Source organism: Lysobacter sp. DMC97 (assembly GCF_056313745.1).
In genome coordinates this window covers 70,752-91,984 of sequence record NZ_JBQUZR010000002.1, presented here as the reverse complement: position 1 = coordinate 91,984, position 21,233 = coordinate 70,752, and the positions used below count along the sequence as shown (strand labels likewise).

At 70.9% G+C, this 21,233-nt stretch carries 22 protein-coding genes; 8 read left to right on the top strand and 14 right to left on the bottom strand.

The genetic code is table 11. The annotated features are described in order from the left end of the window. Positions 1-61: 61 nt before the first annotated feature. Positions 62-730: a response regulator transcription factor gene (locus ACT53Q_RS03445; protein WP_476185261.1), complete on the top strand. Its 669-nt coding sequence runs from the start codon at positions 62-64 to the stop codon at positions 728-730. Between the two features lie 127 nt (positions 731-857). Beyond that, positions 858-1,196 (top strand): lysozyme inhibitor LprI family protein, encoded by a 339-nt coding sequence (locus ACT53Q_RS03440; RefSeq protein WP_476185260.1) that lies wholly within the window; start codon positions 858-860, stop codon positions 1,194-1,196. Between the two features lie 21 nt (positions 1,197-1,217). Here ACT53Q_RS03440 and ACT53Q_RS03435 read toward each other — a convergent pair whose 3' ends face one another. From ACT53Q_RS03435 to ACT53Q_RS03425, 3 genes are all read right to left on the bottom strand, one after another. Further along, positions 1,218-1,409, bottom strand: coding sequence for a CPXCG motif-containing cysteine-rich protein (locus ACT53Q_RS03435; protein WP_476185259.1), 192 nt, complete (start codon positions 1,407-1,409; stop codon positions 1,218-1,220). Positions 1,410-1,559: 150 nt separating this feature from the next. Then, the gene (locus tag ACT53Q_RS03430; RefSeq protein ID WP_476185258.1) at positions 1,560-2,204 is read right to left on the bottom strand and encodes a class I SAM-dependent methyltransferase; all 645 of its coding nucleotides are present in this window, start codon (positions 2,202-2,204) and stop codon (positions 1,560-1,562) included. Continuing rightward, the gene (locus tag ACT53Q_RS03425) at positions 2,201-2,626 is read right to left on the bottom strand and encodes a hypothetical protein (protein WP_476185257.1); all 426 of its coding nucleotides are present in this window, start codon (positions 2,624-2,626) and stop codon (positions 2,201-2,203) included. The genes ACT53Q_RS03430 and ACT53Q_RS03425 overlap by 4 nt, the downstream gene beginning before the upstream one ends. 121 nt (positions 2,627-2,747) lie before the next feature. Here ACT53Q_RS03425 and ACT53Q_RS03420 point away from each other — a divergent pair, with 121 nt between their 5' ends. Then, positions 2,748-3,053: a winged helix-turn-helix transcriptional regulator gene (locus tag ACT53Q_RS03420; RefSeq protein ID WP_476185256.1), complete on the top strand. Its 306-nt coding sequence runs from the start codon at positions 2,748-2,750 to the stop codon at positions 3,051-3,053. Positions 3,054-3,103: 50 nt separating this feature from the next. Here ACT53Q_RS03420 and ACT53Q_RS03415 read toward each other — a convergent pair whose 3' ends face one another. From ACT53Q_RS03415 to ACT53Q_RS03385, 7 genes are all read right to left on the bottom strand, one after another. After that, the gene (locus ACT53Q_RS03415) at positions 3,104-3,853 is read right to left on the bottom strand and encodes a hypothetical protein (protein ID WP_476185255.1); all 750 of its coding nucleotides are present in this window, start codon (positions 3,851-3,853) and stop codon (positions 3,104-3,106) included. Positions 3,854-3,882: 29 nt separating this feature from the next. Further along, a complete protein-coding gene (locus tag ACT53Q_RS03410; RefSeq protein WP_476185254.1) occupies positions 3,883-7,347 on the bottom strand; it encodes a NahK/ErcS family hybrid sensor histidine kinase/response regulator in 3,465 nt (1,154 codons plus the stop codon). 662 nt (positions 7,348-8,009) lie between these two features. After that, a complete protein-coding gene (locus ACT53Q_RS03405; protein WP_476185253.1) occupies positions 8,010-9,269 on the bottom strand; it encodes a JmjC domain-containing protein in 1,260 nt (419 codons plus the stop codon). Then, a complete protein-coding gene (locus ACT53Q_RS03400) occupies positions 9,266-10,417 on the bottom strand; it encodes a hypothetical protein (RefSeq protein ID WP_476185252.1) in 1,152 nt (383 codons plus the stop codon). Before ACT53Q_RS03400 ends, ACT53Q_RS03405 begins: the two co-directional genes overlap by 4 nt. Beyond that, entirely contained in the window at positions 10,414-12,816 is a 2,403-nt protein-coding gene (locus ACT53Q_RS03395; RefSeq protein WP_476185251.1) for a DUF6624 domain-containing protein, read from the bottom strand. The genes ACT53Q_RS03400 and ACT53Q_RS03395 overlap by 4 nt, the downstream gene beginning before the upstream one ends. 78 nt (positions 12,817-12,894) lie before the next feature. Further along, complete coding sequence (locus ACT53Q_RS03390) at positions 12,895-13,116, bottom strand: hypothetical protein (protein ID WP_476185250.1); 222 nt, start codon at positions 13,114-13,116, stop codon at positions 12,895-12,897. Positions 13,117-13,199: 83 nt separating this feature from the next. Next, positions 13,200-14,189, bottom strand: coding sequence for a helix-turn-helix transcriptional regulator (locus ACT53Q_RS03385; RefSeq protein WP_476185249.1), 990 nt, complete (start codon positions 14,187-14,189; stop codon positions 13,200-13,202). A gap of 105 nt (positions 14,190-14,294) precedes the next feature. On the opposite strand from ACT53Q_RS03385, the gene ACT53Q_RS03380 reads away from it, so the two are divergent. The 3 genes from ACT53Q_RS03380 to ACT53Q_RS03370 are packed head-to-tail and all read left to right on the top strand — an operon-like array spanning position 14,295 to position 15,933. Continuing rightward, positions 14,295-14,882: a hypothetical protein gene (locus tag ACT53Q_RS03380; protein WP_476185248.1), complete on the top strand. Its 588-nt coding sequence runs from the start codon at positions 14,295-14,297 to the stop codon at positions 14,880-14,882. Next, positions 14,879-15,373, top strand: a complete 495-nt coding sequence (locus tag ACT53Q_RS03375; protein WP_476185247.1) for a hypothetical protein — start codon at positions 14,879-14,881, stop codon at positions 15,371-15,373. Before ACT53Q_RS03380 ends, ACT53Q_RS03375 begins: the two co-directional genes overlap by 4 nt. A 47-nt stretch (positions 15,374-15,420) precedes the next feature. Further along, positions 15,421-15,933, top strand: a complete 513-nt coding sequence (locus ACT53Q_RS03370; protein ID WP_476185246.1) for an N-acetyltransferase family protein — start codon at positions 15,421-15,423, stop codon at positions 15,931-15,933. 154 nt (positions 15,934-16,087) lie between these two features. Here the strand turns inward: ACT53Q_RS03370 and ACT53Q_RS03365 are convergent, their stop codons facing one another. The 3 genes from ACT53Q_RS03365 to rpmB form a co-directional block, all read right to left on the bottom strand. Next, entirely contained in the window at positions 16,088-17,497 is a 1,410-nt protein-coding gene (locus tag ACT53Q_RS03365; protein ID WP_476185245.1) for a phospholipase D-like domain-containing protein, read from the bottom strand. A 232-nt stretch (positions 17,498-17,729) separates the two neighbouring features. Then, positions 17,730-17,894: a 50S ribosomal protein L33 gene (gene rpmG / locus ACT53Q_RS03360; protein WP_476171532.1), complete on the bottom strand. Its 165-nt coding sequence runs from the start codon at positions 17,892-17,894 to the stop codon at positions 17,730-17,732. Between the two features lie 13 nt (positions 17,895-17,907). After that, entirely contained in the window at positions 17,908-18,144 is a 237-nt protein-coding gene (rpmB, locus tag ACT53Q_RS03355; RefSeq protein ID WP_345302467.1) for a 50S ribosomal protein L28, read from the bottom strand. 489 nt (positions 18,145-18,633) lie between these two features. Here rpmB and ACT53Q_RS03350 point away from each other — a divergent pair, with 489 nt between their 5' ends. Beyond that, positions 18,634-19,353, top strand: coding sequence for a 2OG-Fe(II) oxygenase (locus tag ACT53Q_RS03350; RefSeq protein ID WP_476185244.1), 720 nt, complete (start codon positions 18,634-18,636; stop codon positions 19,351-19,353). Between the two features lie 162 nt (positions 19,354-19,515). Then, positions 19,516-20,028: a hypothetical protein gene (locus tag ACT53Q_RS03345; protein ID WP_476185243.1), complete on the top strand. Its 513-nt coding sequence runs from the start codon at positions 19,516-19,518 to the stop codon at positions 20,026-20,028. A gap of 39 nt (positions 20,029-20,067) precedes the next feature. Here ACT53Q_RS03345 and ACT53Q_RS03340 read toward each other — a convergent pair whose 3' ends face one another. Further along, complete coding sequence (locus tag ACT53Q_RS03340; protein WP_476185242.1) at positions 20,068-21,228, bottom strand: PA0069 family radical SAM protein; 1,161 nt, start codon at positions 21,226-21,228, stop codon at positions 20,068-20,070. Between the last annotated feature and the right edge of the window lie 5 nt (positions 21,229-21,233).

The following is a 21,233-nucleotide window of genomic DNA, read 5'->3' as shown; positions in this document are numbered from 1 at the left end:
ATTGGAGCCGGCCGCCGGTCTGCGTTACCTTGGGCGCGCCATCCTCGCCGTGCCGCCCGCCATGCCCACGATTCTGGTTGCCGACGATCACCCGCTGTTCCGCGAAGCCCTGCGCGGCGCGGTGTCGCGCGCGCTGCCCGGCGCCCGCCTGCACGAGGCCGACAGCGTCGACGCGCTGTACGCGCTGGTCGAACGCGAACCCGACGCCGACCTGCTGCTGCTCGACCTGAACATGCCCGGCGCGCACGGCTTCAGCGCGCTGGTGCACCTGCGCGCGCACTACCCGCAGCTGCCGGTGATGGTGGTGTCCGCGCGCGAGGAGCCGCCGGTGATGCGCCGCGCGCTGGACCACGGTGCCGTCGGCTTCCTGCCGAAGTCGGCCGACGCGACGACCCTGGGCGAGGCCATCGACACCGTGCTGGCCGGCGACCGCTGGGCGCCCGCCGCCGCGCTGAAGGCCCCGGCCGCCGGCGCGGACGAACACGACGCCGCCGCGCGCGTGCGCGAACTCACGCCACAGCAGTTCCGCGTGCTGCAGATGCTCGGCGACGGCCTGCTCAACAAGCAGATCGCCTACGAGCTGGGCGTGTCCGAGGCCACGATCAAGGCGCACATGACCGCGATCCTGCGCAAGCTCGGCGCCAGCAACCGCACCCAGGCGGTACTCATCGCCGGCAAGCTCGCGGTCGATCCCGAAGCGGTCACGCCGCCGCCGCCGGACGACGAGTAAGCAGCAGGCCGCGATATCGCGCACATCGCGATGCGCGTCGTGCGCATCGCCACCCAAGCGCCACATTCATCCACGACTTCAACGTCGCACCTACACTCGACGCGTCTTCATCGCTCCGGAGTCGCCCATGCGCCGTCTCTGCGCACTCGCGTTCGTCTTCCTCGCACCCGTCGCCACGCACGCCGCCAGCTTCGACTGCGCGAAGGCACGTGCCGCCGACGAGAAAGCCATCTGCCGCCATCGCGCGCTGGAAGACGCGGACGTGCGCATGGCGACGATGTTCGAACTCGAAGGCCACCTGCTGGCGATGGGCGGCCGCGGTGCGCTGCAGGACGCGCAGGTCGCGTGGCTGAAGCAGCGCCGCCGTTGCGGCGCCGACGTCGCCTGCCTCACCCGCAGCTACGACCACCGGCTCGCGGAACTGCAGCGCGTGTTCGACGACATCGCGTCGCGCGGACCGTTCTGACGCGGCGTCTGCGAGCCGGCGTCACTCGTCCTCGCCACACGCCTCGACGAACGTCACTTCGCCATCCTCGGCGGCGACGGTGAACACGATCGGCCGGCAGCAGACGCTGCAATCCTCGACATAGGTCTGCTGGTCGACCGAACCATCGACCAGCACCTCGATTTCCTCGCCGCAATACGGGCATTGCACGAACGCACTGTCGAGACCGGGCATGGGGGTGTCCTCCTGCTGCATTGACGTGTCGGGACGCGACCGCGTCTTGGCGAACCGCAGCGACGATCGTAACGCGCGACCCGCGGCATCGCCGGTCGCGAAGGAATCCGGTTCAGTCCCGATGCGCGCATTCCTGCACGAGAAGCTCGATCAGCCGATCACCGGCGCATCGCGCAGGCCATGTCGTGCCACCAGCACCCACACCTTCGCCAGCCCGCCGAGCGCGGGATGTTGCGTCGCAGTCCAGCGCGGATCGTCGAAGGTCGCATCGGGCAAGGCGCGGCCGCTGCGCGCCATCGCCCAGAGCAGCAGCATCCCGCCGCCGGACCCGAGTCCGCCGCGCAGCCACTGCCGCAGTGCGCGGCCACGGGTCATCGCCGGCGCAACCTCGATCACGATGACGCAGCCATCCGGCGGCGTCAGCGAGAACAGGCGCTGCAATGTGGCGTGCGGATCGGGCGTGACCACCACCAGCGACGACGCCGACACCACGTCGTATCCGCGCCCCTCGGCGACTTCGTCGGCGAGATCGGAGACGGCGAATTCGATCGTCATGCCGTGCATCGCGGCCAGGCGTTCGGCCGTCGCGATCATGCCGGGATCGCGATCGATGCCGCGCACGCGGAAACCGCGCGCCGCGGCGATGCGCGCGAACACGCCGGGGCCGCAGCCGACGTCCAGCCACGTGCGATCGTCGTTTGCGACGCCGGCCAGATCGGCGGCGGTCTCGTGCAGGCCGCGGTAGAACGCCGCGGCCTGCAGTCGCGCGAACAGCGCCGGTCCGGGCATCGTCATGCGGCTTCGATGCGCGCGGCCGGCATCGCCGCCTGCCGCCGCAGTTCGCGCAGCAGCACGACGATGAACAGCACCGGCAGGAACGGCGCCGTGGACGTCTGCAGCCACGTCACCTTGCCCGCGGACAGCGCCGCCAGCGTGCCGAGCCAGTCGATCGCCTGCACCAGCACCATCGCGCGCAGCCAGCCGGCGTTCGCGCGCGGATCGCGCAACGCCAGACGCATGCCGTAGGCGAACCCCAATGCACGCGCACCGAACTGCGCGAACATCCAGTCGGTCCAGGCCGGCGCCGGCGGCAGTCCCAGCGCATGCGCGAAGGCCTGCGGCGCCAGCACGAACACGACGCCGAGCGTCGCCTGCACGATCAGGATGAGGACGGTCACGCCGCGCGCGAACGCGCCGGGTCTGTCGAAGGTCTGCATGGGCTCTGCTCCGGTTGTCGGCGCGCAGCATAGGTGCCAGCATGCGGCCCCGGAAGAACGCACTTTCCGGTAATCCGGTATACGGAAGTGAAGCAATGGCCGTTGCACGCGCGGAGGCGAGATGGGCCTGAAAGGTTGTCCGATCGAACGCGCCGTCGACGTGCTCGACGGCAAGTGGACGCTGCTGATCCTGCGCGAACTGTTCGACGGCACGCGCCGCTTCGGCGAACTGCGCGCCGCCCTGCACGGCGTCAGCCCGAAGGCGCTGACCGACCACCTGCGCCGCCTCGAAGACGGCGGCGTGATCGAACGTACCGTGTATCCGGAGATCCCGCCGCGCGTCGACTACCGCCTCACCGACCGCGGCCGCGCCGCGTGGCCGGTAATCGAAGCACTGCGTGCGTGGGGCGAGACGCTGGGAGGTTGAGCAAAAGCATCGTTGAAAATTCCCTCAAAATTCACGGGAACATGATGCTCTTACTCAGTCGGTCTTGTTTCAGACAAAGAAAGTCCTCGTTGATTTTTTGTCAACTCTTTCTTGATCTCCAATAGATAATTTTTAATTTCATTTTCGAGGCCGCCATACGCTATTCCAACGGCTTTTTTTCTCATGCTTTTATAAATCAAAAAGGCAGACCACAGGCCGCATTTCAAAGAAAGCGCAAGGATATCTTTTCTTAGATCTTGACAAGCGATGGCGAAAATCTCTTTATTCGCGATTGAAATTCCAAACTCGGCAAAATAGAGCTCTTCGTCTGAAAACCTACCTTTCATCATCGTAACGACGTGATGATTGTAGTTTTTGATTTCAGAAAGCGCTCTTTTGATTTGCCTGTTCATGTCTAGGCGTGCGGCCATCACAGGATCAATCGGCGCAATGCTTTGAATTGCCGAGCGATACCCCTCTATCAAATCACCATCTTCTTCTATGATTGATTTTGCAATAGCTTCTCTCATGAAAGGCATGATCTCTTTCTTAAAAGCAGCCTTGTGCTCCTCGATTGGTTCTTCCGGAAAAACTTCTTGAGCCACCCGGAAGTAAACGTCTATCCACTGCGAATGATCAGGCGGAGCAGCTGCCCTGATGGCCTGATAAAGCTCAATAAGCTTGAAAAGCGCGACATTGAGCTTGCTTATATTTTCGAGCCTTCTCCTATAAAGGAATCCCATTGCCGTAAAGACTGATCCCACGATGATTCCGATGATGCCGGCATATATTTCAGACACGAAGAGCTCCTTCTCTGTTCGAAGATCTACTAACCCCACGCCCCCAGCCACGCCCGCAGCGACGCGGGTTTCACCGGTTTGGTCAGCACGGTGCAGCCGTATTCGCGGGCAGCGTTCTTGAGCATGTCGCTGCCGTCGCCGGTAAGCAGCGCGGCGGGCAGATCGCGTTTCGCGCGGCGGCGCAGTTCGGCGATCACGCCGAGGCCGTCGAGCCGGTCGTGCAGGTGGTAGTCGACCAGCGCGACGTCGGGCAGCGTGGCGGGGTGGTCGAGATCGATGTGCGCCAGCGCTTCGTCGACGGTGGCGGCGGTGAGCGCGACGGCGTTCCAGCGATCGAGCAGCGCGCGCATGCCGTCGAGGATCTCGGGGTCGTTGTCGACGCACAGCACGCGCAGGCCGGCGACAGCATCGGCCGCGGGCATCACGCGTGACGGGCGCGCGGGCATGGCGCGACCGGGCGGCACGCGGATCGAGAACACGCTGCCGCGGCCCACGCGCGAATGCACCTGCAGCGGATGGCCGAGGATGCGCGCGATGCGCTGGCAGATCGACAGACCGAGGCCGAGGCCGCGTTCGCCGCCGACGCCGGCCTGCTCGAAGCGGCGGAATTCCTCGAAGATCTGGCCGAGGTGGTGCGCGGGAATGCCCGGGCCGGTGTCCCACACCTGCAGTTCGATGCCCTGCCCGCGGCGGCGCAGCGCGAGCAGCACGCCGCCCTCGCGGGTGTAGCGCAGGGCGTTGGCGAGGAAGTTCTGCAGCGCGCGACGCAGCAGGCGGCGATCGCTGCGCGCGAACGTGCCCGGTCGCGCATGCACGCGCAGCGCGAGGCCGCGGCCAGCGGCGCTGGGCGCGTACTGCGCGGCGAGTTCGTGCAGCAGTTCGGTCGCATCGAAGTGCGACAGTTCCGGTTGCAGCACGCCGGCGTCGAGACGCGAGACGTCGAGCAGGCCGTCGAGCAGGTCCTCGGCGGCGCGCAGCGCGGTATCGACGCGTTCGGCGAGGCGCGTGCGCTCGTCGGGATCGGGCGTCTCGCGCAGCGCGGAAGCGAACAGCCGCGCGGCATTCAGCGGCTGCAGCACGTCGTGGCTGACCGCGGCGAGGAAGCGCGTCTTCGACTGCTGCGCCGCCTCGGCCTCGCGCGTGCGCTGCTCGACGCGCTGCTCCAGCGTCTCGTTCACCTCGCGCAGCTGGCGTTCGACATGCTTGTAGTCGGTGATGTCACTGAAGCTGGTGACATAGCCGCCGCCGGGCAGCGGCTGGCCGCGCATCTCGATCACCTGGCCGTTCGCGCGCACGCGCTGGAACACGTACGCCTGCCCCGCGCGCAGGTGCGCGAGGCGGCGATCGACCTGGTCCTCGACCGACAGCCCGGCACCGCTGCCGACTTCGTTCATCTCGGCGCGCTCGGCGCTCCAGCGGATGAGATCGGCGATCGGTCGGCCGACGTAGAGCATGCCTTCGGGGAAGCCGAGCATCTGCTGGTAGCGCCGGTTCCACGCGACCAGGCGCAGGTCGGCGTCGACCACGCTCACGCCCTGGCTGATGTTCTCCAGCGTGGTCGACAGCACCTGGCGATTGAAGCGCAGCTCCTGGCTGGCTTCGTCCAGCAGCGACACCACTTCGCCCAGTTCCATGCCCGAGCCGCGCAGCGCGCTGGTCAGCGTGAGCCGCGCCGACGCCGCGCCGATCGCCGACGCCAGCAGGCGCTCGGTGAACTGCACCAGCGCGCGATCGGCGAGCTGCTGCGGCTGCCACTGCCGGCGCACCGTCGATTCGGCGAAATCGGCGAACGCGCGCCGCGCGTGGCGCTCGCCGACGATGCGTTCGGCCAGCGCCAGCAGTTCGCCGCTGCGCACGGTGCCGGCCCAGCCGCCCGGACCGAGCGGCGACTTCTGCGCGTAGGGATCGAGATACGACGCGGACAGCAACTGTTCCTGCAGCAGCGGCCGGCGCCGCGCCGACACCAGGAACAGCGCGCCGATGTTGAACAGCAGCGACCAGAACACGCCGTGCGTGAGCGGGTCCCAGCCGGTGAGGCCGAACAGCTGCCGCGGCCGCAGCCACGACAGCCCGAACGGCCCGTGCGCCAGCCACGACGCGCCCCACTCGCCGCCGAAGCCGCCGCTCTGCGCCAGCGTCGGCAGCATCAGCGTGTAGGCCCAGACCACCGCGCCGGCGAACACGCCCGCGAACGCGCCGGCACGGCTGGCGCCACGCCAGTACAGCCCGCCGATCAGCGCCGGCGCGAACTGCGCCACCGCCGCGAACGACAGCAGGCCGTGCTGCGCAAGGCTGTCGCCGGCGGCAGCGGCCATGCGGTGGTACGCGTACGCCAGCAACGCGAGCAGCAGGATCGTCACGCGCCGCACCCACAGCACCAGCCGGTCGATGCCGCCGGCGGTGGGCGCGCGGCCGCGCAGCAGCAGCGGCATCACCAGGTCGTTGCTGACCATGGTCGCGAGCGCGACGCTGGCGACGATCACCATGCCCGTCGCAGCGGAAAACCCGCCGATGTAGGCCACCAGCGCCAGCCAGTCGCGATCCAGCGCCAGCGGCAACGCCAGCACGTAGGTGTCCGGCGAGACGCCGCGACCCGACAGCAGTTCATGGCCGGCCAGCGTGATCGGCACCACGAACAGGCTGAACAGCACGAGATAGCCGCCGAACAACCAGCGCGCCGGACGCAGGTCGGCGACGTCCTGGCATTCGACCACCGCCACGTGGAACTGGCGCGGCAGGCAGACGATCGCGGCGAAGGCGATCAGCGTCTGCGCGACGAAGCCCGCCGGCAATCCCGGCGCCGACGCGGCGCCGCCGGCCGCGGCGATGCGCGCGATCAGGCTGCCGTCGCCGGGCAGGTGCAGCAGCGCGAACACGCCGATGCCGAGGAACGCGAGCAGCTTCACCAGCGATTCCAGCGCCACCGCCAGCACCATGCCGCGGTGGTGCTCGGTGGCGTCGATGGCGCGGGTGCCGAACAGGATCGCGAACGCCGCCAGCAGCAGCGCGACGTACAGCGCGGGATCGGCGAACAGCTGGCGGTCGCTGCCCGGCGCCAGCACCTCCACGCTCATCGCCACCGCCTTGAACTGCAGCGCGACGTAGGGCACCGCGGCCAGCACCGCCACCGCCGCGACCAGCGCCGCCAGCCCGGGCGCGCGGCCGTAGCGCGAGGACAGGAAGTCGGCGATCGACACGATGCGGTGTTCGCCGGAGATCAGCACCAGCCGTTCGAGGATGCGCCAGCCGAACAGCAGCAGCAGCAGCGGCCCGAGGTAGATCGGCACGAAGCCCAGCCCCGTACGCGCCGCGGTGCCGACCGCGCCGTAGAACGTCCACGACGAGCAGTACACCGCCAGCGCCAGCGCGTAGACCGCCGGCCGCAGCCAGCGCCAGCGCGGCCGCTCGCCGCGCACGTCGCCGATGTAGGCGACGGCGAACAGCACGCCGACATAGCCCAGCGACACCAGCAGCAGTACCCAACCCGGGATCATGCGTCCCCCTCGGACGAGGCCCGATCGAAGGGTCGAGTGTACGTCGGTGCAGGGCTCAGCCCTGAGGTATCCCCACTTTTTGTGCCGACAGACCATCGGGGCAAGCGATTTCGCCCCATTTCGTGTCATCCCGAGCCCAAGGCGAGGGACCTGCTTCATTGACGATCGGGGTCATCCTTGACGAAGGCATGCGGCGAGCTTGCCTGCCCGGCTTTTGGTTTCGCTCGCTGCCGCGAGCGAGTCACCTTTCTTTGCTTGTGCACTGCGCCGCTTGCGGCGCGAACGGCGAAGCCGGCCCGAAGGGCGAGCGCCGCAGGCGCGAGTCAAGAAAAGTCGCCAAAAGAAAGCATTCCCGGCCCATGCGCGCAGCGCATGGGCGCTCAGTCGCCCGCGCGCCGGTGGCGCGCAAGCGGGCGTCTTCGCCCCCGTCGGTCGCGCCCGACGCTGCGCGTCGGGTGCACGGGCTTCGCGGGGTTTTTCGACAGCACATCCCTGTGCTGGTCGAAAAACGCGCGGCCTCCTGCCGCGCGCCCTGCGGGCCTGATTCGCGAAGCCCGTCGCGACCAGGGGCCCCGGCAGATCAAGAGCAGAACCGGCTCACGAATGTCGTCGGGACGTGAATGCCCAAGGATTCCACGAAAATTTGTGGGGATACCTCAGACTCAGCCGCGCCGGCGGCGCAGCGCACGCCACGCCACCAGGTCGGTCAGCAACACGTGCAGCGCGCGACGCGCGGGCGCATCGGCCGCGAACGCCAGCAGCCGGCGCAGCGGATGCGCGCGGCCGTCGTCGAGCACGGCGATGAGCCGCGCGACGGTGGCGGCGTCCAGCACGGTCCCGGCGACATGGCCCTCGGCGCCGACCAGCACCGGCGCGCCTGCGGCGGCGGACCACAGCAGGCGCACGCCGGGGACCCGCTGCAGCGTGTCGCCCGTCGCGAGCGCCGGTCGCTTCGCCGGCGGCGGCACCGGCTCGAAGCCGCCGGCGCCGGCGCGGGCCAGCGCGACCCGGCGCGCGCTCGCGGCCAGCCGGCGTGGGGCGCAGCGGCGGCGCAGGTCGGCGGCGGCGGCGCGCCACACCGCGGGCACGTCGTCGACGGTGTCGCGCTGCGCATCGACGGACATCGCGACGCAGGGCCTCGCCGGCACGACGATGCGCGCGGCGGACGGCATCGGCGCATCGCGCGGCGCGAGCAGATCGTCGATGTCGTAATGCCGATGCTGCTCGCCACGCGGGATGCCGACGTTGACGCTGGTCGCCGCGCCATCGCCGGCGGTTTCGCCGACGTGGTAGTAGCTCGCCGGCCAGTACAGCGCTTCGCCCGGGCCCAGCTCGACCGCGAACGACTGCGGCAGGTACGCGGCGTAGTCGACCCGCGTCGTCACCGGCTCGCGCCACGGGCGCTCGGCCCAGAAACGCATGCGCTTGCGCCCGGCCAGCACGAACATGAAGGTCGCGAACCGGTCCTTGTGCACGCCGATCGGGCTGTGGTCGTAATCGCCGTGGAACCACGTGGTGATGGCGCTGCCCGACGGCAGTCCGACGCGCGCCCACAGCGGCGCGAACCAGTCGCGCTCGCGTCGCCACAGCGCGTGGTCGAAGCCGTGCAGGCGATTGACGATCACCGCATGGCGACGGCCATCGGCGAGATCGGCGAGGCGGCGCGCATAGGCGGCGAGATCGCGTTCGCCGGCGCGCGGCAATGCCGGTCGCGGATCGGTCTGCTGCGCGCGATCGAGCGTGAACTGCGCGTAGGGCAGCGGCGATGCCTCGACGCCGGCCGCGCGCGACGCCGCACGCAGCACCTCGCCGGCCACGAACGGCGCGCGGCCGCAGTCGACGATGCGCACCGGGCGCCGGTCCCAGTGCGCGGCGACGAAGCGGTCCCAGTCCAGCGTCGGCAGCACGTCGTGGTCGGTCATGGCGCGTCTCCCGCCACCAGGTCGAGCGCGCCCAGCGCATGCAGCACATCGAGCCGTTCGCGCAACACATCGCGATCGCGCGCGCCGCCCACCAGATCGCCCACGCGCTGCGGCGCGCCCGTGCACAACCGCGCCCACGCGCGACGCCACGCGGGCCGCGCGTCGACGAGCTGCACGTGGCCGTTGACCGCGAGCAGCCAGCGGCGATCGTCGAGGCGGCGGCGGATCACGCCGTCGGCGCAGAGCCGCACAAGCGCCTCGTCGCGCAACGGTGCGCGGCGCACGCCGGGGATCGGCAGCAGGCCGCGGCTGCTCGCGCGCAAGCAGGCATCGAGGTCGAGCGCGTCGGCCAGCGCGTCGTGCAGCGACGCCGCGGACAGCGCCTGCGCCACCGCGCGCAGTGCCGGCGGCGGTGCCAGACCGCGCGCGCCGAGCGGCGGCGGAAACGGCCGCATTTCGACGGCGCCGTCGTCCGGCCACTGGCGTTCGAGCAGGTCGCGCAGCAGCGCATCGGTCGCCTCGGCGACGGCCTGCGCGATCGTCTCCGGATCGGTCGAGATGCACAGCGACAGCAGCAGCGCGTCGTCATCGTGCGGCGATGCACCGGCATCGGCCGGCCACCACAGCGCATCGCCCGCGGCGACGATGCGGCCATCGTCGAGCCGCAGCGTGCCGTCCAGCACCGCGATCAGCCGCGCGTGGCCGTCGGGCCAGGTCCATGGCGCCGGCGCAGCGCCGGCGCGCAGCGTCAGCGCCGCCGCCACCGGCAGCACCGGAATTGCGTCGGCACCGAGCGCATCGCGCAGCAGTGCGCGTGCGGCCTGCCACAGCGCAGCGTCGGCGAGCAGCGGTTCGTCGATGCGCAATGCGAAATCCTGCGCACCATCGTCGGCGAGGCGCGCGCGATACGCCGCGAGACTGCGATCGGACGGCCCGGGCAACGCCGTGCCCGGTGCGCGCAGTCGCGCGTCGTCGCGCCAGAAACGCACGTCGGGCAACACGCGGAAGCGGGTGCCGTCGCGGAACGGTGCGCAGGCCGCACGCAGCGCGCGCCAGGCATCGCGTGCGTGCAGGCCGGCCGCGCGCGCGGCGCCGGGCAGCGGCTGCGGCGCGACGGGCGACGTCCAGACGACAGGCTCACGGGTCATCGGCTGCGCTCCATGGCAGTCAGCTTGCGCGCCGCCTGTCGCAGGTAGCGCGCCATCGGCGGCAGGCCGACGGCGGCCCGGCGCGCATCGACCTGCGCGGCGCCGCGGATCGGATACGGCACCAGCACGCCGTCGACGCGCCGCAGCTTGGTGCCGAAGCGCTGCGGTCGCCCGGCCTGCACGCACAGCGCGTCTTCGAGGTACGCTGGCTGCGACGCCGGCACGTCGCCGGCCTGCGCCGCCGCGCGCAGCAGGCGCAGGCAACGGCGCTGGAACGCGACGTCATCGGGCAGGTGCTGGATCAACCGGCAGGCCGCCGCGGCCGCGCGCTGGCCGACCAGCGCGTGCCCGGGCCAGCCGTGCGCGTCGACGACGGCCTGCAGCCAGTCGCGCGCGCCGCGTTCGAGCGCACGCAGCTCGCGCGCGACCTCGCCGCGCGCGGGGAATCCCGCCGCCGCCCAGCGCGCGCGCAGCGCGGCATCGACGCGATCGATCCGCAACAGCTGCGTGCGCAGCCGCGTGCGTTCGGCCGCCTCCGGTGGCGGCGACGGCAGCGGTTCGGCACGCAGACGCAGACGCTCGCCGTGCCAGCGGAACACGAGGCGATGGCCCTGCTGCGGCCAGTCGAACGTCGCGCTGCCGCGACGCGCACCGTCGATGCGCAGCGACACGCCGAACGCGGCGTCCTCGCGCACGCACGGCCCGGTGTCGCGGAACACGTAGGCCGCCGCATCGCGCAGCGCAGCGCCGAGATCGATGATCTCCGGCACCTTCGCCAGACCGTCACGCGACAGCGGCGCGGGATCGGGGCAGCGCCGCGTGCGCCAGCGCGGCGTACCGTCGTCGTCGACCGCGCACCAGCGCAGCGGCCCGCCGCGCAGCGCGCGATAGAACGCGGGCAGATCGCCGCGCCGCATCTGCGCACGCTCGGCGGCATCGAAGGCGTCGAAGCCGGCGCGCGCATCGAGCATCGCGTCATCCATCGCCGCGGCGTAGACGTCGCTCGATCGCCGCAGCACGCGAGTGCGCGCATCGGCGGCATGGCGACGCAGCCAGGCGTCGAGGCGCGGGCGTTCGAGGCACAGCGTGAGCCAGGCGTCGAACATCCCGCGGAAGAACTCGGGCAGGTACGGCGCGTAGCCGATGCGGCCGCGCGCATCGGCGACGACGTTCGCGGTCGTCGCACGCGCCAGCGAGGCATCGATGCGGCGCAGCGCGATGCGGCCATCGGCGTCGCGCACGAAACCGGTCAGCGGCGTGTCGGTGCTGCACAGCCGCGGCAGGCGCTCGAAGCCGACGTGGTGGTTGCCGCCGTCGGCGGCATCGCCGACCAGCCCGGTCTGCCACAGGCCCGGCAGCGGCTGGAAGCAGACTTCCGGATCGACCGGATACGGCAGCGGCTCGGCGAGTGCGCGGCTTCGGCCGACGCGCACGTTGCCGCCGAACAGATCGGCGATGCCGAAGCCGAAGCTCGCCGCGGCCAGCGCGCCGGCGTCGTGCCAGAAGCGGCGCGCCGTGCGCTGCGGCAGCCGCGGCCCGCGCAGGCGCCACGCGCCGTCGCGGCGCAGCGTGCCCTGTTCGTCCGCCGGCGCGATCCACTCGCACCAGACGCAGTCGCTGCGCACGCCGTCGACCGATGCCAGCTGCGGCAGCCGGAACGCGCCGGCCGCCGCGGGCGCGCGCTGCAGCGCGTCGAACAGGCCGCCGGCGCGCAGCAACAGGCGTTCGCCGTCGGCAGGACGCGCCTTGTAGACGATGGCGACGTCGTCGCGGAAACCGACGCGCAGCACGCGATCGAACCCGTTGTGGGTTTCGTCGCCCAGCGCGGCGAGCGCGAGCGCGCGACCGCGCACGCCGAGGGCCTGCAGGCGACCACCGCGCAGATCGCGACGCAGGCGATGCAGGAAACGTTCCATCGCGGCGCAGAAGGCGCGGCGGCGATGTTCGAGCCAGCGTGCGTTGTCGGCGACGCGATGCGCTCCGGCACAGCGCTCGAACGCCTCGCGCAGCAGATCGCCGTAGACGTCGCCGTTGAGCAGATCGAGCTGCCGCGGCGCGAGCACGTCGGCACAGCGCGGCGCCTGCACGCGGCGCCACGCGTCCAGTGCGGACAGCAGCGTCAGGAACGGCGCGAACGCCGGCCGCGACCACAGCGCGAGCAGCGTGCGGGCGGTGTCGGCGCCGGAGAGCGGGCCGTCGGCGACGGCGAGGCGACCGCCATCGGGGCCGTCGCGCAGTGCGAGCACGGGCGGCAGCAGCGTGCCCGCGTCGCCGCGCGCGACCGCACGCGCAATGCGCCGCGCGACCGGCGGCAGCGTGCGCGAGACGGGACCGGGTTCGAGGACGCACAGCGCGGACGCGTCGGCGCACGCAGTCGCGTCGTCCATGCGTCCGTGCATGCGGGCGTGTCGCCTGTGCCGGCGCGAATCAGCACACGCCCGCCGGCCGCGCGCGGCGACCGGCGGGCGCGCGGGACATCAGAAGCAGTAGATGAAGCGACGGCAGCTGCCAGCCGGGGCCTGGCCGGTGGGGGCCTTCTTCTCGAGGGCGCCGAGGACGGCGTCGAGGCGCTGGTCGCGGGAGGCAGTGCGGGTCTGCGGCGTGGTCTTGCGCTTCATGGCGTGGTTCTCCTTGAGGGTCGATGGAAACGCCGCCGCGGACGCGACGGCGTTCGACAGCATCACCAACGGACGTCGCATCGAAGGCGACGCGATGCCCGCAATCGGGCATCGAGGCGGTGATACCACGCCGCCGGAACGGGAAACAGCGGCATCGGTCCCATTCATGCGGTCGATCGCGACGAACGGCTGGCGCCGTCGCAGTGCCGCGCCACCGCTTCGGCCAGCGCGCGCAGGTGGTCGCGCAGGGCGTCCGGGGCGTCGACGCGGACCTCGGGCCCGAGCCCGAGCAGCAGCAGCGCGGCCTGATCGATCCGCTCGATCGGCAGCGTCACCCGCGCCCAGCCGTCGTCGTCCGCCGGCCCGGCCGCGTCCACCGCGCGTCGCGCCCAGGTGCCCTGCGCCGCCAGCCGCTTCAGGCCGGTCGCGGTGAGCCGCAGCGTGGCGAGCGCCGGGCGGAGGTCGGCCTCGAACCGCGCCAGCGCCTCCGCCCAGTACGCGGCGAGCGCGAAATCCGCCGGCCGCGCGAAGGTCGCCTCGGTCACGGCATGGGCGCGGATCTGCACGACCTTGAACGTGCGCACCTTGCCGTGGCCGTGCGCCACCAGGTACCAGTCGCCGGCCTTCAGCACGAGGCCCAGCGGCTGCACGGTCCAGTCGCGCACGCCGGTCCAGCTGTCGTAGGTCATCGCCAGCACGCGCTGGTCGAGCACCGCGCGGGCCAGCGCGGGCAGCGACGGCGGCGGTTCCAGCTGGCGGTACCACTCCGCGGCATCGAGGTGGAAACGCTCGCGCAAGCGACCGGCCAGCGCCAGTCGCGTCTCCGGCAGCGCCGCCAGCAGCTTGCGGCGGGCGTCCGCGGCGGCGGCGCCCAGACCCATCGCCTCGGCCGCGGCGGGCAGGCCGATCATCGACAGCGCCTCGGCCTCGTCCGCGGACAACCCGGTCAGCCGCGTGCGGTAGCCATCGATCAGGCGGAAGCCGCCGCCCGGGCCGAGGTCGGCGCAGACCGGCACGCCGGCGGCGCCGAGGCGTTCGATGTCGCGGTAGATCGTGCGCACCGAGACCTCGAATTCCCGCGCCAGCGCCTCGGCCGTGGCGCGACCGTGCAGCTGGAGATGGAGCTGGAGCGAGAGCAGTCGGCTGCTGCGCATCGGGACGATCCGGGGTGGGCGTGCAGGGTCGCAGTCTATGCCTGACAGCCGTTGTCAGGTATCGCGGCGCAGGCTGTGCGCTCCCGATCCCTGCCGGAGCCCGCCATGTCGCTGCCCCCCGATGATCCCGCCCGCCGCGCCCTGCTGAAGACCGCCGCCGCGGGCCTCGCCGTCTCGCTCGCCGGCGACGCGCTGGCCGAAGCCGCCGCCCCGCCGCCCGCGCGTCCGGTCCCGGCCCCGGGCCGGCCGGGCGAGTTCGACTTCCTCGCCGGCGAATGGCGGATCCGCCATCGTCGGCTCAAGTCCGCCGCGACCGGCGAGTGGGACGAATTCGACGGCGAAGCCACCTGCTGGACGATCCTCGGCGGCGTCGGCAGCGTCGAGGAACTGCGCATCCCCGCCCGCGACTTCAGCGGCATGGGCCTGCGCCTGCTCGATCGCGAGACCCGCGTGTGGTCGGACTTCTGGGTGAACACGAAGTCCGGCGTGCTGGGCACGGCCGGCCTGACCGGCGGCTTCGTCGACGGCGCCGGCGTGTTCACCGCCGAGGACACCGACGACGGCAAGCCGATCGTCGTCCGCGGCGTCTGGGACGAGATCACGCCGACCTCCTGCCGCTGGCGCCAGGGCATGTCGCGCGACGGCGGCGCGACCTGGGACGACAACTGGATCATGCACTGGCGGCGCGCATGAGCGCCGTCTCGACCTCGCCCACCGCCGGCGTGCACGCCTTCGACTTCTTCCACGGCGACTGGCGCGTGCGCCATCGTCGCCTGCGCGCGCGGCTCACCGGCTGCACCGACTGGGACACGTTCGACGGCAGCTGCCGCGTGCGCCCGCTGCTGGGCGGCACGGGCAACGTCGACGACAACGTGCTGGACCTGCCCGGCGGCGCCTATCGCGCGGCCACGCTGCGCAGCTGCGATCCCGCGACCGGCCTGTGGTCGATCTGGTGGCTGGACGGCCGCTGGCCGCATCGCCTCGACGTGCCGATGGTCGGTCGCTTCGTCGACGGCATCGGCACGTTCCTCGCCGACGACACGCTGGACGGCCGACCGATCCGCGTTCGCTTCCTGTGGCGCGCGGGCAAGACACCGCGCTGGGAGCAGGCGTTCTCGGTCGACGATGGCGTCAGCTGGGAAACCAACTGGACGATGGACTTCGTCCGCGAGGCGCCGCCATGACCGTGCTTCGCGGATACTGTGCCGCCGCGTCGCCACCGAGCCCGTCCATGCACGAAGACATCCGCCTCGATCCGCTGACCGACGCCGACTTCGGCACGGTCGCCGCGCTCGCCGACACCATCTGGCGCAGCCACTACGGCACGATGATCTCGATGGCGCAGATCGACTACATGCTCGACGGCCGCTACACCGCCGACAACCTGCGCCGCTACGTCGACGCCGGCGACCGCTGGCTGTGGCTGCTGCGCGTCGACGGCGACGCGGTCGGCTACTGCAGCTGTTCGCTGGGCGAACAGGCCGACGAGATGAAGCTCGAACAGCTCTACCTGCTGCCCGCCCTGCACGGCCGCGGCCTGGGCGGCCGCATGCTGCGCCACGTCGAAGCGATGTGCCGCACGCAGGGCCGCGACGTGCTGTGGCTCACGGTGAACAAGGGCAACGCCGGCTCGATCGCCGTCTACCGCAAGGCCGGCTTCACCGTGCGCCGCGAAGCCGTGTTCGACATCGGCCACGGCTACGTGATGGACGATTACGTGATGGAGAAGCGGCTGGGCGCGTGAGCCGCACGCAGGCAAGAACACTCTCGCTTTCGGTAGAGCGGCCTTCAGGCCGCTGCTCTTCGCCTCGGACCATCTGCCTGACCAAAAAAGCAGCGGCCTGAAGGCCGCTCTACCGAGCATCGCGCCATTGTGGCGGCATTGCGAACCGTGATCCTCACAACAACGAATCCGCCAACCGCGCGATGCCATCCCGCGTGCGCCGCCACGTCGGCCGCCGCGCCCACTGCGCCGGATCGACGACATCGCTTTCGGCCAGGCGCGCCGCCTCGATCGCATGCAGCCGCGCCACCACGCCGCTGTCGTAGCTCAGCAATCCCGCCTCGGCGTTCAGCGCGAACGAACGGATGTCGAGGTTGATCGACCCGATCAGCGCCACGTCGTCGTCGACACTCAGGTGCTTGGCGTGCAGGAACCGCGGGCGATGCAGCGCGATGCGCACGCCGGCGGCGAGCAGGTCGTCGAAGTACGAGGCCTGCGCCCATGCGGTGAGCGTCTGGTTGTTGCTGCGCGAGAGGATCAGCGTGACCTCGATGCCCGACAGCGCGGCGATGCGCAGCGCGGCCAGCACGGCGTCGTCGGGCACGAAGTAGGGCGTGGCCAGCACCACGCGCCGGCGCGCGCGCTGCAGCAGCGCGACGACCGCATCGCGCGCGTTCTCGAACGGATACGCCGGCCCCGACGGCAACGCCTGCGCGATGCCGCCGCCGGGCACCGGCGCGCAGGTCGCGACGTCCAGCGCCTCGCCGGTTTCCAGGTACCAGTCGCTGGCGAACAGCGCCGCAAGCTGCGCCACCGCCGGGCCGCGCAGGCGCGCGACCAGTTCGCGGTTGGGATGGCCGGGCACGAAGTCCGGCGCGGCGAGGTTCTGCGAACCGGTGTAGCCGATGCTGCGATCGATCACCGCGATCTTGCGGTGGTTGCGCAGATCGGCGCGGGCACTGCGGCGCCAGCGCAGGCCGCCGGGCAGCATCGCGTGCACCAGCACGCCGCCGTCGACCAGGCGCCTGCGCCACGCGCGCAGGCCCGGCTTCGCGCCGAGCGCATCGAGCAGCAGACGGCAGCGCACGCCGCGGGCCGCGGCACGCCGCAAGGCGTCGCAGACGACAGCGCCGACGGCATCGTCGAACATCAGGTAGTACAGCAGGTGGACTTCGTCGGTCGCGGCGTCGATGTCGTCGATCAGCCGCTGCAGGCTGGCGTCGTAGTCGTCGAGCAGTTCCACGTGGTTGCCGGGCATCGGCAGGAAGCCACCCAGGCGTTCCACCAGCACGGCGACGTCCGCCCCGGCGCCGGCGGGCACGGCACGCAGCGCGGCCAGCGGCGCCTGCGCCTCGCGGATGCGCGCGGAGGCCTGCGCCTGGCGCGCGCGGCGTTCGCGCGAGACCCACGGCTGCCCCAGCAGCAGGTACAGCGGCAGGCCGAACAGCGGCACGAAGCCGACCAGCAGCAGCCAGCTGCGCGCGGCGGCGGGACGGCTGCGCGACGGGATCCACCACAGCGCGGCGAGGCGGATCGCCCAGTCGACGATCAGCAGCCAGTAACCGGGATGCAGGCCCAGGAGCATGTCGCGATTGGAGCATGGCCCCCGCGGCATGGCGAGCGCGAAGCCGCGGAACGGTCTTTTGCGCGATCCCGCGCCTCGGGATCGCGCGTCGGAATGCGGGCGCCGGAAAGCAAGAACCCGCCTTGCGGCGGGTTCTCGTGGAACGTCTTCTCGAAAAGGCAGATCCCTCGCCTGCGGCTCGGGATGACGTCATGGCAAAGGCGATCGCGCGCGGCGCGATCGCGCCATGACGTCACTTGATCTTGCCTTCCTTGTACATCACGTGCTTGCGGACGACGGGGTCGTACTTGCTGACCTCCATCTTGCCGGGGGTGTTCTTCTTGTTCTTGTCGGTCGTGTAGAAATGACCGGTGCCGGCCGAAGAGATCAGGCGGATCTTGTCGCGCTTGGAAGCCATGGTCGATTACTCCTCAGATCTTTTCGCCGCGGGCGCGGAGCTCGGCGAGCACGGCGTCGATGCCGTTCTTGTCGATCGTGCGCAGGGCCTTGGTGGAAACGCGCAGCTTCACCCAGCGGTTCTCCGAAGCCACCCAGAAACGGCGCTCGTGGAGATTGGGCATGAAACGGCGGCGGGTCTTGTTGTTGGCGTGCGACACGTTGTTGCCGGTCGCGACGCGCTTGCCAGTCACCTGACATTCGCGGGACATACGTACCTCTCGATCAAGAACGCGCGACGCGTGGGTCGTGCGATCTGCGGATGCCTCCCGTGGCCCGGGAGACGGCGGCCCCGGCGGCGGTCCGGGCCTGGGGCCGGGACGTTCGCCACGCGATGCGGGTCTGAAGTCGTTGCGGAGGTCGACGGATCGAGTCGACGGGGATCGCGTTCCCCGTCCCCGGGCATCCCGAAAGGGACGCACCGGCCGCAGCGAGCCGCGCATGATGCCAGCTTTTCCGAGCCCGGGCAAACACTTAGGGGGCGAACATCGGGCGGGACGCGAAGCCGCCGCCGTCCCGCGGTGGCCGCCCGTCGCCCGGGACCGGAAACGGGCGGCATCCCGCGACCGGCGTCGCGGGTTCTCGCGCGGGGATGAGACACCCGCGCGCCGAGGCTGCGCCAGAATGGCGCCTTCACGGACGAAAACGAACGCCATGACCCGCCACCTTCCCTCTGCCCGCGCCGACCGCGCCCGCCTCCCATGACCGGCCCGACCGACATCACCCAGGACGACTTCATCCAGGTCGTCCCCGACGCCCTGTCCCGCGAGCTGTGCGCGGAGATCGTCGCCCGCATCCGCGCCAGCGACGCGCTGCGCCCCGGCCAGGTCGGCGGCGGGGTGTACCCGGAGCTCAAGCACAGCCGCGACATCTCGATCACCGGGCAGGCCGGCTGGCAGGACGTGGAGCAGGTGCTGAACCTCGCGATGCTGGACGCCCTCGTCCACTACCTGCGCGCCTGGCCGCAGGCGCTGATCGCGCCGCTGATGCTGCAGCGGCAGACGCCCGACGGCAGCCTGCGCCGGCTGGCGGCGGAGGATTTCCCGGACATGGACGCGGCGCAGCTGAGCGAACTGGCGCGCCACTGCCTGCGCCCGGGCAGCGTCAACCTGCAGTGGTACCGCGCCGGCGAGGGCGGGTATCCCTACTGGCACTGCGAGCTGTATCCGCGCGATCCCGGCTGCGAGACGCTGCACCGCCACCTGCTGTGGACGGTCTACCTCAACGAGGAGTTCGAGGAAGGCGAGACCGAATTCCTGTTCCAGCGGCGCCGCATCAAGCCGACCACCGGCACGCTGCTGATCGCGCCCGCGGGCTTCACCCACACCCATCGCGGCAATCGCCCGCAGGGCGGCGACAAGTTCATCGCCACCAGCTGGATCCTGTTCCAGAAGGCGGAGCGGCTGTTCGCGCAGGGATGAGCGCGCGCGGATGAACGACGACGCCGTACGCTGTCGGAACTGACAGCTATCGGCCGGTCGGCGCGGGGCGTATCACGGGGGACGCGATGACGGGCCGGCCGGATCCGGCGCGATCGCATTCCGAAGTACAACCCGAAGCGCGCATTCCTCAAGGAGGACACCATGCTCCGTTCGAGTCCCGCAGGCCTCGCGGCGTCGTTGCTGGTCGCCGGTCTGTCGCTGTTCCTGTCGCCGGCGCAGGCCGCCGGTCCCGTGCACACCGGTGCCGTCACCCTCATGCTGAAGACCGCGAAGGGCCTGCAGCAGACCGGATCGCCCGATCCGTCGAAGGACCAGGCCTGCGCCACGCGCTTCGCCAACGTGCTGGGCCAGAAGGTCGCCACCAAGTACAGCATCAACACGCAGACGCTGATCATGACCGCGCAGTCCACGCTGCTGGGCAAGACCTACGTGCTGCATCCGCTGGGCATCTCGGGGCAGTACGCCTTCGGCCAGTACATGACGCCGAAGCCGCCGCTGCCGATCTACGGCGTGCTGTTCAGCGTGAACGCGCAGTTCGCCGCGCCGGTGAGCAACGTGATCCTGCAGCTGGACGCGACCACCAACTGCCTGATCAGCAGCGCCGACGACCCGCTGGGCGGCGCCGAACGCATCCGCTTCGGGACGTCGCCGTAAGCCTCGTCCCCGGCGCCCCGCTCCCTCGGCGGGGCGTCGTCAGAACAGCTCGCCCTGCGGCGACGGCGGTTTCGCGGGTGCAGGGGTGCGCACCGGGACGACCACCGGCGGCACGAACTTCGATGCATCCAGCGCCGGCAATCGCCCGAAGCCGATGCGCTTGTACGCCTTCGCGAAGCGCATCGCGATGAGGTCCGCGAACGGGCCTTCGCCGCGCATCCGCGTCCCCCACGCGCTGTCGTAGTCCTTGCCGCCACGCATCTGCTGCACCAGGCTCATCACGTGCGTGGCGCGCTCCGGGTAATGCAGCGACAGCCATTCGCGCCAGACGTCCTTCAGCTCGTGCGGCAGACGCAGCAGCACGTAGCCGGCGGCGCGCGCACCGTGCGCATGCGCGGCTTCGAGGATGTGTTCCAGCTCGCGGTCGGTGATCATCGGGATCACCGGCGCCACCATCGTGCCCACCGGCACGCCGGCCTCGTGCAGCGCCTGCACCGTTTTCAGCCGCGTGTGCGGCGCGGCGGCGCGCGGCTCCAGTTTCGACGACAGTTTGTTGTCGAGCGAGGTGATCGAGACGTACACCGACACCAGCCCGTCGCGCGCCATCGGTGCCAGCAGGTCGAGGTCGCGCAGGATCAGCCCGCTCTTGGTGATCAGGCTGACCGGATGCCGGGTCTCGGCGAAGACTTCCAGCAGTTCGCGAGTGATGCGGTACTTCCGCTCGATCGGCTGGTACGCGTCGGTGTTGATGCCCAGCGAGATCGGCGAACAGCGATAGGCCTTCTTCGCCAGCTCCGCGCGCAGCAGCGCCGCGGCGTTGGTCTTGGCGTACAGCTTCGTCTCGAAATCCAGACCGGGCGACAGGTCGAGGTAAGCGTGCGACGGCCGAGCGAAGCAGTACACGCAGCCATGCTCGCAGCCGCGGTAAGGATTGAGCGACTGCGAGAACGGGATGTCCGGCGACTGGTTGCGGCTGACGATGCTGCGCGCGCGTTCCTCGGTGACCTGCGTGCGCGGCGCCTGCACGGCGGGTTCGCCGTCCTCGTCGCCGGCGTAGACCGAACCCCAGCCGTCGTCCTCGGCCTCGGCGACGGTCTTCTCGAAGCGGCCGCGCACGTACGACGCCGCGCCGCGGCCCTTCAGCGGGGCGTCGCGCAGCAGGTTGTGGGTCGCGGGGTGCAGTTTGCCGCGGTGTGCCATCCGGG